Genomic DNA, 13,177 nt, shown 5'->3' with positions numbered 1-13,177 from the left:
TCGCCCTCGCCGAACGCCTCCGCCCCGCCATCGCCCTCGTGGACGCCGCCGCGGCCCGCCTCTCCTCCGCCCTCGCCCGCACCGCCCGCGTGTTCGTCCTCGCCGCACCCGGCGACGGCGCCGCCGCCACCCGCACCCGCGTCGCCCGCCGCGCGTGCCGCCGGACGTTCGTCAGCGCCTCGAGCACCAGCCGGTACGCCGTCCCGTCCGCCTCGCGCGAGAGGCGTCCGGGCAGCGCCGGGTCCATGTCCAGCTCCGCGTGCGGCACCCCGGTCCCGCCGAACCGCCCCACCAGCTCCGGCAGATCGCCCAGCCCGTACAGGCGGGTCGGCGGCAGATCGCCGGACGGGCCCTCGTCGCGCAGCGCCCGCAGCGTCTCGTCCATCGAGTCGAGGGCCCGCAGCGCCGCCTCCTCGATCCGCCGCTGCACCCCCCGCGACCCGTCCGCGTCCAGGTCCCGCAGCTGCGCGGCCTGCGCCTCCAGCACGATCCCCGTCACCTCGTGGGCGACGAAGTCGTGCAGGTCCCGCGCCAGCGCGAGCCGCTGCGACCGCCGCGCCTCCGCGACCGCCCGCACCCGCCGCCCGTCCAGGTCCCGCAGGTACAGGCCGACCCCGATCGCGCACCCCGCCAGGAACATGAACATCACCGACCCGACCGCCAGCGCCTCCACCCGCGCGGGCATCGGCGACCGCAGCGCCGCCCGCGCCGCCAGCCCCAGCGTCGCCGCCGTCAGCGCCGCCGCCAGGACGGCCGCGCCGCGCGGCGGCTCCCGCCGCACCACCCGTCCGATCAGCACCAGCAGCGCCGGGACCTCCACCGCGGCGTACACCCCGATCGGCGCCTGCGGCCCCCGGTACACCGCGCTCGCCGCCAGCGACACCGCCACCGTCACCGCCAGCACCGCGCCGAGCCGCACCCCCCGGTACGGCCACCGCGCCAGCACCGCGCCCGCCGCCACCGCCGCCGGGACCGACGCCACCGGCCCGTACGGCGGCACCGCGAACCCCGACGCCGCGACCACCGCCGCCACCGCCGCGGCGCCGAGCACCCGCGCCCCCGGCCTAACGCCCCGCATAACCCATCTCCCAGGCGTGCATCGCGACCCCCACCCGGTTCTTCGCCCCGAGCTTGCGCTGGATCGCCGCCAGATGCGTCTTCACCGTCCCCGGCGAGATGAACAGCTCCGCCGCGATGTCGGCGTTGCTCTTGCCCTGCGCGACCTGCCCGGCGATCTCCTTCTCCCGCTCCGTCAGCGGCTCCCGCGGCGGGTCCGGCCGCCGCGCCGGCTCCGTCACGTGCCGCAGCAGCCGCACGGTGACCGACGGGCTGATCAGGCTCTCCCCGCCCACCGCCGCCCGCACCGCCTCGATCAGCAGCGCCGGCCCCGACCGCTTCAGCACGAACCCGGACGCGCCGTGCCGCAGCGCCGGATAGACGTACTCGTCCAGGTCGAACGTCGTCAGGATCACCACCCGGACCCGCACGTCCGCGTCCGGCCCCGCGAGCCGCCGCGTCACCTCGATGCCGTCCAGCCCGGGCATCCGCACGTCCACGAGCGCCACGTCCGGCCGCAGCCGTCCCGCCAGCCGCAGCGCCTCGACGCCGTCCGCGGCCTCCCCCACCACCTCGATGCCCGGATCGCTCCCGAGGATGTCCCGCACCCCGCGGCGCACCATCTCCTGATCGTCGGCGATCAGCACCCGGATCGTCATCTCCCCCGGCCCCTTTCGGACATCGCACCAGGATCCCGTCCCGGCGCCGGTACCGCATCTCCCGTTCGGCAGAGATCGCCGCAGGTCCCGCCCGGGTCCATCGACTATGGATCACCGGCCGGTTATGCTCCGTCTTCATACCTGTCGACGACACCCCAAGGGCAACGGATGAGTGTCGATGAAACGGCCCCCCTGCGCGTGCTCGTGGTGGACGGCGACGCCCGGGCACGCGCCGACGTGATCGCCCTGCTGGAAGCCAGCGACGAACTCTCCGTCGTCGCCGACGCCGCCGCCGGGACCGACGCCCTCGCCCTCGCCGAACGCCTCCGCCCCGACATCGTCCTCGTGGACGCCGCCGCGGCCCGCCTCTCCTCCGCCCTCGCCCGCACCGCCCGCGTGTTCGTCCTCGCCGCACCCGGCGACGGCGCCGCCGCGGCCGCCGTCCGGGACGGCGCCTGCGGCCACCTCGTCCCCGGCGCCTTCACCGCGCAGGACCTGATCCGCGGCGTCCGCGACGCCTCCCGCGTCTCCCTCGGCCTCTCCGCCCGCGAAGCCGAGGTCATGGACCTCATCGCCACCGGCCGCTCCAACGGCGAGATCGCCCGCCAGCTCTTCCTCAGCGAGAAGACGATCAAGAACCACGTCAACCGCATCTACGCCAAGCTCGGCGTCAGCTCCCGCGCCACCGCCATCGCCCTGTGGCGCGGCATGATGAGCGTCATGCCGGCCAAGGACTGAACCGATTCGCACTGGTCCGCAGGGGCTGATACTGTTCTTCCTGTCGCCAGGGACACCGGCCAAGGCCGGAGCCCCGATCGACAGGCGCCGTTAGCTCAATTGGCAGAGCAGCGGACTCTTAATCCGCGGGTTCGGGGTTCAAGTCCCTGACGGCGCACCCCGCATCACCAGGGCATTCGCAGCGAATAGCGGATGCCCACCATTTTTTTCGGCCCCTCCGGGCCACCGCGGGTTCACCAGGAGAAGCGCCGCCGATACCGGCAAGGCTTGCCCGGCCCGTCCGGTCTGCGGCTCTTTCGTCTTCTCCGCCAATCGTCAGGCGAACATGCCGACCACCGCGAAGCCCAGGAACAGCACTCCGATGAACAGGAGCATCCCGTTTTCCAAAAGGGACCTCACCATGTTCCCTCGGGTGAAAATGAGCATGACCTGCGGCTTGTGCGCCATGTACACCACAGGCACTTCCTTCCCCGGCTCCAGCTTCGCGTCCATGCGCACGATCGGCTTGCAGGCCACCCGGTCGCCGTGCTCGCCCGCGAACGCGATGATCGGCGCCCACCGCGTTCCCGCATCGGCCGGGGTCACCGCATGGTCGACCACGACGCCGGACGTGCGAATGCCGCGCCGCCATAGCCGCAGCACGTTCACGACGTCCCGCAGATAGGCCGCGAGACAGCCCGCCCCGACCATCCCGATGATCACAATAGGGATCAATTCGCCCACGCCCCGCCCCCTGCGCCTCACGGCTCTCAAAGGATTAGGACGTCGGCGGATACTTCGAAGTTCGCGTCCCGTTCCCCGCGAGGACGATGGACGCGCCCGCGGTGACTCAGCCGAGGGCGGTGACGGCGGCGGCCAGCTCGTCGGGAATGGAGAGGAACGGCGAGTGGGAGGCGTCGAGCCGCACGACGGACATCGGGGCGTCCGGGAAGGCCGCGTCGGCCTCGGCGACGAACCTCGCCTGGAGGGACGGCCCGATCGCCGCGTCCTTCGCGCACACGAGGTACGTGCGCCGCACCGATCCCCAGCCGTCGCGGGTCAGGGCGGTGGTGCCGAGCATGATGCCCATCGGGCCGTCGGGCGTCAGCAGGCCGGTGGCGGCGTCGGCGAGGACCGGGTCCACGTCCCCGTAGAACGCCTCGCGGAGCCGCCGCCGGTAGGCCGCGTCGTCCGTGGCGAGGTCCAGCCGGAGCGCGCCGATCCGGGCCGGGTCGCCCCGCAGCAGCGGCGCGACCTGGTCGCCGGCGGCTTCGGGCGTCCGCGTGTAGGCCGCGGCCGGCACGCCGGAGGCCGGCATGTACGCGGAAAGGTACACCGCGTGCGCGATCAGTTCGGGCGTCTGCTGGGCCACTCGCGTCAGGACGGGCCCGGCCGCGCTGTGCGCGACGACGGTGACCGGCTCGCCGCCGCCGATCCGCGTGACCTGGGACGTCAGCAGCTCGGCCGCGTCGTCGAGGCGCACGTCCGCGACCGGCGACACCTCCGTGCCGACCTTCCCGGGGTCGTACGGTCCGGTGGACCAGCGAGGACGGCGGGCGTACAGCCCGTGCCCCGCCATGTCCACCGCGACGGCCGCGCGGCCCGCGGCCACCACGTGGGGGACGACTTCGCTCCAGCACCAGGAGCCGTGCCAGAAACCGTGGACGAAGACCAGCGTGGAGGTGGGGGACATCGATTCTCCCTGGTGGCGTCTACGCCGAGGACGAAACGGACGTCTCCAGTGTCGTCGCGCCGCGCCGGCTCGGCCACGGAGCGACAGTCCCTGGCTGAGCCGGCCGGAATGTGCTTCCCCGGGGCGGTGCGTCAGGATCCGCTCAGGGACGGGCAGGTGTCGCGGTAGTCGATGCCGGGCGGGACGTACTGGGCCCATTCGGCGCGCGTGAGCGTGCGCCCGGCGATGGTGCAGGCGGTCGCCGCGGGGTCGGCGGGCATGGCGATGTTCCACCGCCGCACGGTCGCCGCCCAGTCGCTGGTGGTCAGGACCGCCGCGTCCGCGTCGAAGGACATGGCGGCGACCCGGTCGGCGTGGCCGGTGAGGGGCGCGCCGATCTGGCTCTGCCCGGTGACGTCCCACAGCCTGGCGACCCCGTCGTCCCCGCCGGTGGCCAGTATCCCCCCGTCGCGGCTGAAGGCGAGGGAGGTCACCCGGTCGCTGTGCCCGGCGAGGGGCGCGCCGATCTGGCGCCGTCCGCGGACGTCCCACAGCGTGGTCGCGTCGGCGGCGCCGATGGCGAGGGTCCGGTTGTCGGGGGCGAACGCCAGGGCGGTGACCGTGCCGGTGAGCCCGCTGATCGGCGGGTCGAGCTCCTCGCCGTCGGCGACGTTCCAGAGCCGGACGGTCCGCCCGATACCGGCGGCCAGTGTCGTGCCGTCGGGGCTGAAGGCCAGGGCGGTCACCTGCTCGCCGGAGGTGAACAGCGGCCCGTCACCGATCGGTGCGCGCGCGTCGAGGTCCCACAGCTGCACCCTGCCGTCGGCGGGCCGGTCGGGCGCATGGACCAGGTGGCCTCTCCCCGCGGCCAGGATCCGCCCGTCCGGGCTGAGCGCCATCGCGTTGACCACGCCGCCGGGACCGTCGTCGAGGACGGACCAGCGGCGGGCCGCCTGGTCCCAGAGCTTGATCCGGGCTTCGAGATCGGCGACGGCGAAGGCCCCGCCGCCGGGGCGGACCACGATCGGGTCCGCGTCCGTCCGCCCGTTCGCGTCGGACGGCGCGGGGACGGGAGGCCGCGTCTGCTTCCCGGAGCCGACGTCCCACGTCTGGAAGGCGTCCTGCCCGCCCACCGCGGCGAGGGTGACCATCGTCCGCCGGTCCGGGGAGAACCCGTGCCGGTTGAGGCCGTCGCGTTCGTCCGGCGGTACGGGGTCGAAAGGACGGCGGTCGGGCTGGTGCACGGTGACGTCCCACAACCGCACCGTGTTCCTGGAGAAGTCGTTCGCGGTCAGGGAGACCACGGTGTGCTCGCCGGCGAACGAGACGATCTTCGCGTCGTCCCCGGAGTCCACGGGGAGGGTGCCGAGGCGCGTGCCGGTGGCGGTGTCCCGCAGCTGGGTGCCGATGAACACGGCGCGTCCGTCCGGGCTGAACGGTCCCACGTCCGAGGCCAAGGACATGCGGATCGGCTTGCTCCGCTGCTTGCCGGTCCGGGCATCGTAGAAGCGCACGTAGGTGTCGTAGTCCTCTCCGGACTCCGCCGTGACGACGGTCCGCGCGTCCGGGCTCAGCGCCACCGCCGCCCCTTCGACCGGGAAGGACGCCGTGCGCTCGCCGGAGGCCAGATCCCACACCCCCAGCTCGCCCGAGATCTCACCGGTCGCCACCGCCGTGGCGTCGGGGCTGACCACGGTGAAGGTGCCGTAGTCGCTTTCCGCGGCACGCACGACGGGACCGCGCCGGCGCAAGGTCGTCCCGACGTCCCAGAGAGCGATCTCCTCGCCGTCGTTCACGGCCGCGCTCTTCCCGTCGGGGGCGAACACCACCGAACCGGGACCGGACGACACGGGCAGTTCGCCCAGCGGCCGGCGGGTGCGCACATCCCAGAACCGCACCGTCCCCCGCACGTCGCCGTCGGCCCAGGTGCTGCCCGCCGCGCTCTCCTCGTCGGCCGCGGCGCCCGCCAGCGTGCGGCCGTCCGGGCTGAGCGCCACCATCATCGGGACGTCGGAGCCGTCCCCCTCGAACAGGCGGAGGAAGCCGCCCGCCCGGCGGTGCCTCCGCACGTCCCACAGCCCGATCGTGCCGTCCTTGTTGCCGATCGCGAGCAGCCGTCCGGCACGGTCGGCCGCGACGGCCCGGGGATCGCCCCGGTATCCGTTCAGGACGCCGCGGGCCGGGTGCGTGACGATGTTCAGCAGCGCCGCGCGGCTCTCGGGCGTCTCGCGGATGCCGTGGGCGGCGACGGCCAGCAGGGCCGCCTTGTCCGGGGCGGTGGCGCCGAACTGCCGGCTCTGCGCGGCCAGTTGCCGCGAGGCCGCGATGTCGCGCTGGTCCACGGTGGTCCGCTGGGCCCGGATCGCCCACCCCGTGGCCGTCAGGGACACCAGCGTGGTCACCGCCAGCACGGCGGCGGCCGCGCGGGTGCGGCGGCCCCGCGCGGTCCGGGCGCGGGTGCTGGCGTCCAGCAGGCCGCGCTCCAGCCGGTTGAGGGAGGGGCCGCTCCCGGCGGCGGTGGCCCAGCGGACGGCCTCGTCCAGGTGCGCGCCGGTCAGCACGTCGCCGCGGCGCCGCCCGTGGTCGGCCCAGGTGCGGGCGGCCTCGCGGACGCGGTGGTGCACCCGCAGCCCGTCCCGCTCGTCCTCGGCCCAGTCCCGCAGCCGCGGCCAGGCCCGCAGCACCGCCGGACGCGCCAGGACGACCTGGTCGCCCGCCACGACCAGCAGCGGCTCGAAGGCCCGCACCACGTGCTCCAGCGCCCGCGCCTCGTCGGGGCGGTCCCGGTCGGACAGCTCCGCGAGCGCCACGGGACGCGTGGCCAGGCTCCCGTCCTCGCCGGGGACCACGCACCGCAGGAACACCTCCGGGACCAGGCCCTGCTCACGCGGCGGCAGGGCGGCGTAGACGTCCTCGGCGACCTTGCCCAGCGCCGGGTCCCCCGGTTCCCACCGGGACCGCAGCCCCGCCTGCGCGGCCCCGGCGGCGACCAGGTCGTCCGGGCCACCGGGCCCCTCGCGCGGGTCGCGGGTGAGCGCCGCCAGGACGGCCCGCGCGGACGGGCGCGCCAGCGGGTCCTTCGCCAGCGCCGCCTCCACCAGCGGGCGCAGCGCGTCGGGCAGCGCCGCCAGGTCCGGGTGGTGGGTGCGGATCCGGTGGGCGATCTCCGGCAGCGTGCCGCCCTGGAACGCGTGCTCGCCGGTGGCCGCGAACACCATGATCGCTCCCCAGGCGAACACGTCCGCCTCGGCGCCGGCGCGCCGTCCCGCGTACACCTCCGGCGCCATGTACCGCAGCGTCCCGGCGAACGTCCCCTCGGTGGCCGAGTGGGTGTCCAGCACCCGGGCGATCCCGAAGTCGATCAGGCGGGGGCCGTCCGGGCCCAGCATCACGTTGCCGGGCTTGAGGTCGCGGTGCACGACCTTGGCCTCGTGGATGGCCGTGAGCGCGGTGGCGATGCCGATCCCGAGGCGGTGCAGATCGTCCCCGGCGAACCGGCGCCCCGGCCGTCCGGCCGCGCCCTTGACGGTGCCCTGCAGGCTGAGCCCGTCGATGTACTCGCTGACGATGTAGGGCCGCGGCGGCTCCAGCCGCACCTGCAGGATCCGGGCGGTGCAGAACGAGGCGACCCGCTGCGCCGCCCGCGCCTCGGCGGCCATCAGCGCCAGCTCCCGGGGCGCCTCCTGCGCGCCGTGCAGCACCTTGACCGCCACCCGGGTCCCGTCCGGCCCGTAGGCGTCGTAGACCACGCCCTGCCCGCCGGCGCCCAGCCGTCCCGCCAGCCAGAACTCACCGATCCGCTCGGGATCCCCCGCCTCAAGCCGATCCGACATCCGATCATCCCGTCCAGCGCGTCCCCGGCGGCGGCGAGCCGCCCCCGCCGTCACGATCAGTAGTCGATCGCCACCCACTACGACGCCGCACCCCGCCCCCGAGTTCGCCACGACCGCCACGGAGAGGCGCGACCGCCCCCGACGCCCGGCGGTGTAGACGACCGCGTCAAGCCGTCCGACGCCGGACGCCGCCGATGCCGGCGGCGGCACCGGTGATCAAGCCGGCCTGTGCACCACCGTCACCCGCCGATAGGGCAGGGCTCGGGGACTGTTTCTGGGGTTGTGGCCGGGTGTGGCCCCTGTCAGGGGGATGTGTCGCTCGTCGGCGCCGCGCGACGTACGCTGCCTCTGCGCATGCGGTCGGTCGCCCTGCGTGCTCGCACGTCTGTGGCGGTCGGTGCTCCCGCTGTGTGCGCGATTACCGGGCGCGAGCAAAGGAGCGAACGCGTGCATCAGATGTCCAAGGGCGCCAACATCGACCTGCCCGGGCCGTCCACGGCGACGGGTCCGGTCACCGTCGCGTTGAGCTGGATCGATCCGTCCGGTGCAGGCGAGGCCGACGTCTCGGTGCTCTTGGTCGGCGAGAGCGGCAAGGTCGGGGGCGACGCCGACTTCGTCTTCTACAACCAGCCCGCGACCGCGGACGAGTCGGTGCGGCTGCTCGGCAAGACGCCGACCGCGACCGGCAGCGAGGACCGGATCCTGGTCGACCTCGGTGCGCTGCGGCCCGACGTGCACCGCGTCGTCGTGGCCGCCAGCCGTTACGCGGGGGCGACGTTCGGCGCGCTGGACGATCTGCGGCTGACCGTCTCCGGCGGTGCGGGAGACGCGCTGCTGGCCTTCGACATCGGGGACGCCGACCGGGAGACCGCGTTCATCTTCGGCGAGCTGTACCGCAGGGGCGGCGGGTGGAAGTTCCGGGCGGTCGGCCAGGGCTATGAGTCCGGGCTCGCGGGGCTGGCGTCCGACTTCGGCATCAACGTCGACGACGGCGACGAGGGGACCGACGAGGGGACCGGCGGGGCGCCCGCGGAGGCGGTCGGCGCGCCCGTCGGCCCGGCGCCGCCCGAGGACGCCCGCCCGAAGCGTGTCCGGACGGCCAAGCGGAAGACGACCGTGCGGAAGGCGGCGAAGGTCGACCTGGCGGAGCATCCGTCGTGGCAGCACGCGCGGCTGTTCCCGGTCACCGGGTTGCGCAACGACCAGGAACGCGAAACCCGCGCCACCGCCACCCTGCTGGCCGTGATGGCGCAGGTCCCGGAGTTCGGCCGCCGCCTGACCGCCCGGTTCAACGCCCCCGCCGGGACGATCCAGACGTTCGCCGAGACCTCCTTCAAGCACGGTGACGGCAAGGTCCGGCCGGACGGCGTGCTGCGCGTGGCCCGGGCCGGACGGATCTGGACCGCCCTGATCGAGACGAAGACGGGCGGCAACCCGCTCAAGGCCGACCAGGTGGCGGCCTACCTCGAGGTGGCGGCGCGGCAGGGTTACGAGACCGTGATCACCCTGTCGAACGATCTCGCGCTGGACAACGAGCATCCGCTGAACGTCGACAAACGGCTGCTGCGCAAGGTGGCGCTGCGCCACCTGTCGTGGGCCGAGGTCGCCCACGAGGCGGAAATGCTGTGCCTGCACGACGGTGTGGCGAATCCCGTCCACGCGTGGCTGCTCGGCGAGCTGCTGCACTACCTGCGGCAGGACAACGCCGGCTGCCAGGGGTTCCGGGACATGGGCGCCGCGTGGGTGCCCGTGCGCAACGCGGTCACCGCGGGCACGCTCCGGCTCGGGGACCGGCGCGCCATGCAGGTGGCCGAGAGCTGGGAGAAGCTCGTCCGGCAGCTGTGCCTGCGCCTCGGCGGACGGACGGGCCTCGCCATCGCGCCCGTGCTGCGCAGGCGGCGCGACGGGGACGCCTCGGTACGCCGCCTGCAGACGGTGACGTCGCTGGTGGAGTCGGGACGCATGAGCGCCGAGATCCGCGTCCCGAACGCCGGCGGGCCCGTGCTGCTCGAGGCCGACCTGCGCACCGGCCAGATCGAGACCACCGTCGAGATCCCCGCGGCGGCGCGCGCCCGTCCCCTGACGCGCGTCCAGTGGCTGCTGCGGCAACTGGCCGGCGCCCCGCCGGAGCTGCGCGTCGAGGCCCTCGCCCCCGGCCAGAAGACGGGCCCCTGCGACCTGCTGAAGAACCTCGTCAGCGAGCCGGGCCTGCTCGTCCCCGGCGACGCGCGGCAGATCGGCGCCTTCCGTCTGACCCTCGCGACGGGCCTGGGGACCAAGCGCGGCACCGAGGAGGCCGGCTTCGTCCGCAGTGTCGACACCGCCATGGACCGCTTCCACCAGGAGATCCTCCAGGTGCTGAAGCTCGACTCCGCGCCCGCCGAGGGGAGAAGCGGCGGGGGTCAGGGGTCGGGGGTGTAGGGGGTGGCTTGGAGGGTGAAGAGGCGGGCGTAGTCGCCGTCGGCGGCCATGAGGGTGTCGTGGGTGCCGTGTTCGGTGATGCGGCCTTCGTTGAGGACGACGATGAGGTCGGCGTCGCGGACGGTGCCGAGGCGGTGCGAGATGAGGACGCTGGTGCGGTCGCGGCGGTGGCGGCGGAGGGACGTGTGGACGGCGTGCTCGGCCTCGGCGTCGAGGCCGGAGCTGGGTTCGTCCAGGAGGAGCAGGTCGCGGTCGCGGCGCAGGAGGGCGCGGGCGAGGGCGAGGCGCTGCCACTGCCCGCCCGACAGGGCGACGCCGGCGCCGTCCTCGCCGCCGAAGATGCGGCTGAGCATCGTGGCGTAGCCGTTCGGGAGGGCCTCGATCGCGTCGTGGACGCCGGCCTGCCGTGCGGCTTCCCGGATGCGGGCGCCGTCCCGGACGGCGAGGTCGCCGAGGCCGATGTTGTCGGCCGCGGTGAGGTCGTACTCCATGAAGTCCTGGAAGACGACGCCGATGCGTGCGCGGAGTTCCGCGGGGTCCATGTCGCGCAGGTCGACGCCGTCCCAGGTGATCGAGCCCTTGTCCGGGTCGTAGAGCCGGCAGAGGAGTTTGACGAGGGTGCTCTTGCCCGCGCCGTTCACGCCGACGAGGGCGACGCCGCGGCCGGACGGGACGAACAGGTCGACGCCGCGCAGGATCCAGGGGTGCTCGTCGCCGTAGCGGAACCACACGTCGCGGAACTCGATGCCGTGCCGCAGGGCCGGGACGGGACGGCCCGGACGTGCGGGCATCGCTGGGGGCGCGGTCACGACCGCCGAGTAGTGGCCGAACATGAGCAGGGCGTTGTGCGCGTCGGCCCACCGGTCGATGACGGACGCGAGGGCGGCCTGGACGCCCGCGACCGCGGCGACGAACACGGTCACGTCGCCCGGGGTGAGGCGGCCCGCGGCGGCTTCCCGGACGGCCCAGACGAGGCCGCCGCCGGCGACGGCGGCGCCGAGGAGGGCGAGGAGGGACTGGCCGCGGAGGGTGGTGAGGTCGATCCGGCGTTCGGCGTCGTTGGTGGCGCGGATCTCGGTGAGCATCCGGGTGCGGAAGTGGTCGCCCAGGCCGAACAGGCGCGTCTCCTTCGCGGCCTCCGGCCGGGTCAGGAGCTCCCCGTAGAAGACCTCGCGCCGCATGCCGGGGCTGATGCGCCACATCGTGCGGGCCCGTTCGCGGCTCAGCCGGAGCTGGATCGAGATCGCGGGGAGGGTCGCCAGGAAGATCACCCCGACGAGGAGCGGGTTGATCACGAGGAGGGTGCCGACGAAGCCCGACATGGTGATGAGCGCCTGGGCGATGGCGAGGGCGCCGCCGATCAGCCGGTCGGGGGCGTGCTGGCTGGACTCGTGCGCCAGCCGGAGGCGGTCCTGGAACGCGGGGTCCTCGAGGCGGCGCAGGCCCGCGTCGGCGTTGACGGCGCCGAACAGCCGGTCGACGGCCAGGGCGCGGACGGCGCGGCGCAGCTGGGCCTGCGCGTAGGTGGAGGCGTGCGGGACGAGGACGGCGGACAGCCCGCACGCGGCGAGCCCGGCGGCGAGGAGGGTGAGGGCGCCCGGGTCGGCGCCGCGGGCGAGGCCGTCCAGGACGAGTTTGGTCAGCCACGCGGTGGCGACCGGGGCCAGGCCGGCGAGGACGGCGAGGAGGACGGACGCGGCGGTCGCGCCCGGGTGCGCCCGCCACGCCAGCCCGGCGACGGCCCCCGCGCGCCTCACGTACCGGCCGGCACGGGCAGCCCGGACGGTTCGAGCGCCGCGGCGGTGACGACCGCGTCCGGCCCGACGACGTAGAAGCCGGGGAAGGCGGGACGTCCGAACGCGGCGCCGACGGGGCCGTGCGGCGGTTCGACCACGACGGTGGCGAGGGGGGACAGCGTCCCGGCGTACGGTTCGGCGTCCCCGTCCGCTTCGACGACGGCCAGGACGCGGGCCCCGCGGACGCGGTCGGCGAACTCGGGCAGCCGCTCCCGGCAGGAGGGGCACGTGGTGGAGAACAGGCCGACGATCGTGGGTTCGGTGAAGAACGCGCGGGACACGGCGGTGCCGTCGAGGGCGGTCGCGGTGAACGCGCCGAGCGGGGTGCCGGGGGGCGTGAACGGGACGGGCGGCGCGGCCGGGTGCTCGCGGAGGCGGCGGACGACCGCCAGGATCAGGACGAGGTCGAAGACGCTGAGGAGGCCGACGAAGACGACGCCCGCGACGAGGTATGGCAACGGTGGTCCCTTGGTGGCCCTGGCCGCGTCATCGGGGAGCGGGCGCGGTCAGGAGGTCGGTCAGTTCGTCGAGGAAGACGAACACGAGGGTGAGGACGCCCGCGCACGCGACGGCGACGGCCGCTCCCCCGGGGTGCACCGGGGCGGCCGCCGGGTGGGCGGCGAGGCCGGCCGCGGCGACGGCCGCGAGCGCGAGGTTGCGGACGACGTGGACGCGGCCGACGGGGGCCGTCCCGGTGCCGAAGCAGCGGCAGGCGGCGGGGCGGCCGGCGCGGAGCGAGCGGTGGACGGCGGCGGCGAACGCGAGCAGGACCGCGCCGGCCAGCGCGAGGCCGGCCGGCGCGGTCCGCGCGGTCGCCTGGAGGGCGGCGGCGGCCGCCTCGGCGGCCACGACGGCGACGGCCGTCGCGGTCGCCGGGAGGCCGGGCGCCAGCCCGGGCACCGAGCGCCGGAACTCCGCGAACGCCGTCCGGCCGCGCAGCTTGCCGACCACCGCGACGAGGAAGACCGCGGCGATGGTGCAGCGTGCGGCCAGCGCGACGTACTGCATGGCGTCGGTGCCCCG

10 protein-coding genes and 1 tRNA gene are annotated in these 13,177 nt (G+C 74.9%); 3 read left to right on the top strand and 8 right to left on the bottom strand.

The features are described 5' to 3' along the window. Both DMH08_RS41080 and DMH08_RS20095 read right to left on the bottom strand, forming a co-directional pair. A partial coding sequence (locus tag DMH08_RS41080) for a sensor histidine kinase (protein ID WP_199747908.1) occupies window positions 1-1,078 on the bottom strand: 1,078 nt, incomplete at its 3' end. Continuing rightward, window positions 1,065-1,715 carry a response regulator gene (locus tag DMH08_RS20095; protein WP_026400844.1) on the bottom strand — a complete coding sequence of 217 codons (651 nt, stop codon included), beginning with the start codon at window positions 1,713-1,715 and terminating at the stop codon, window positions 1,065-1,067. The genes DMH08_RS20095 and DMH08_RS41080, both read right to left, overlap by 14 nt. A gap of 168 nt (window positions 1,716-1,883) precedes the next feature. Here DMH08_RS20095 and DMH08_RS20090 point away from each other — a divergent pair, with 168 nt between their 5' ends. Further along, window positions 1,884-2,453 carry a response regulator transcription factor gene (locus DMH08_RS20090; protein WP_026400845.1) on the top strand — a complete coding sequence of 190 codons (570 nt, stop codon included), beginning with the start codon at window positions 1,884-1,886 and terminating at the stop codon, window positions 2,451-2,453. 84 nt (window positions 2,454-2,537) lie between these two features. After that, window positions 2,538-2,610: transfer RNA gene (locus DMH08_RS20085), tRNA-Lys, on the top strand. 158 nt (window positions 2,611-2,768) lie between these two features. Here DMH08_RS20085 and DMH08_RS20080 read toward each other — a convergent pair. The 3 genes from DMH08_RS20080 to DMH08_RS20070 form a co-directional block, all read right to left on the bottom strand. After that, entirely contained in the window at window positions 2,769-3,176 is a 408-nt protein-coding gene (locus tag DMH08_RS20080; protein ID WP_125616898.1) for a DUF3592 domain-containing protein, read from the bottom strand. Between the two features lie 106 nt (window positions 3,177-3,282). Continuing rightward, a complete protein-coding gene (locus DMH08_RS20075) occupies window positions 3,283-4,125 on the bottom strand; it encodes an alpha/beta fold hydrolase (protein ID WP_125616895.1) in 843 nt (280 codons plus the stop codon). 131 nt (window positions 4,126-4,256) lie between these two features. Beyond that, complete coding sequence (locus DMH08_RS20070; RefSeq protein ID WP_125616893.1) at window positions 4,257-7,937, bottom strand: WD40 repeat domain-containing serine/threonine protein kinase; 3,681 nt, start codon at window positions 7,935-7,937, stop codon at window positions 4,257-4,259. A gap of 456 nt (window positions 7,938-8,393) precedes the next feature. Between DMH08_RS20070 and DMH08_RS20065 the strand changes: the two genes are divergently transcribed. Further along, complete coding sequence (locus DMH08_RS20065) at window positions 8,394-10,358, top strand: TerD family protein (RefSeq protein WP_233617703.1); 1,965 nt, start codon at window positions 8,394-8,396, stop codon at window positions 10,356-10,358. On the opposite strand, the gene DMH08_RS20060 is transcribed toward DMH08_RS20065, so the two are convergent. From DMH08_RS20060 to DMH08_RS20050, 3 genes are read right to left on the bottom strand one after another with little or no spacing between them, the layout of a single operon-like run. Then, window positions 10,340-12,115, bottom strand: coding sequence for an ABC transporter ATP-binding protein (locus tag DMH08_RS20060; protein WP_125616886.1), 1,776 nt, complete (start codon window positions 12,113-12,115; stop codon window positions 10,340-10,342). The two genes, DMH08_RS20065 and DMH08_RS20060, sit on opposite strands and share 19 nt — an antisense overlap. Beyond that, window positions 12,112-12,612 (bottom strand): hypothetical protein, encoded by a 501-nt coding sequence (locus DMH08_RS20055; protein WP_125616883.1) that lies wholly within the window; start codon window positions 12,610-12,612, stop codon window positions 12,112-12,114. Before DMH08_RS20055 ends, DMH08_RS20060 begins: the two co-directional genes overlap by 4 nt. A 28-nt stretch (window positions 12,613-12,640) precedes the next feature. Next, window positions 12,641-13,162: a MauE/DoxX family redox-associated membrane protein gene (locus tag DMH08_RS20050; protein ID WP_026400851.1), complete on the bottom strand. Its 522-nt coding sequence runs from the start codon at window positions 13,160-13,162 to the stop codon at window positions 12,641-12,643. Window positions 13,163-13,177: the final 15 nt, after the last annotated feature.

The organism is Actinomadura sp. WAC 06369, assembly GCF_003947565.1.
Lineage (GTDB): Bacteria > Actinomycetota > Actinomycetes > Streptosporangiales > Streptosporangiaceae > Spirillospora > Spirillospora rifamycini.
The sequence above is the reverse complement of the archived record's forward strand: the minus strand, read 5'-3'. Positions and strand labels throughout refer to the sequence as shown.

What these genes read in the sequence shown, in the direction of transcription:
- DMH08_RS20095 (WP_026400844.1), bottom strand. Translation starts at nt 1,715, where the DNA reads ATGACGATCCGGGTGCTGATCGCCGACGATCAGGAGATGGTGCGCCGC.
- DMH08_RS20090 (WP_026400845.1), top strand. Translation starts at nt 1,884, where the DNA reads ATGAGTGTCGATGAAACGGCCCCCCTGCGCGTGCTCGTGGTGGACGGC.
- DMH08_RS20075 (WP_125616895.1), bottom strand. Translation starts at nt 4,125, where the DNA reads ATGTCCCCCACCTCCACGCTGGTCTTCGTCCACGGTTTCTGGCACGGC.
- DMH08_RS20070 (WP_125616893.1), bottom strand. Translation starts at nt 7,937, where the DNA reads ATGTCGGATCGGCTTGAGGCGGGGGATCCCGAGCGGATCGGTGAGTTC.
- DMH08_RS20065 (WP_233617703.1), top strand. Translation starts at nt 8,394, where the DNA reads ATGTCCAAGGGCGCCAACATCGACCTGCCCGGGCCGTCCACGGCGACG.
- DMH08_RS20050 (WP_026400851.1), bottom strand. Translation starts at nt 13,162, where the DNA reads ATGCAGTACGTCGCGCTGGCCGCACGCTGCACCATCGCCGCGGTCTTC.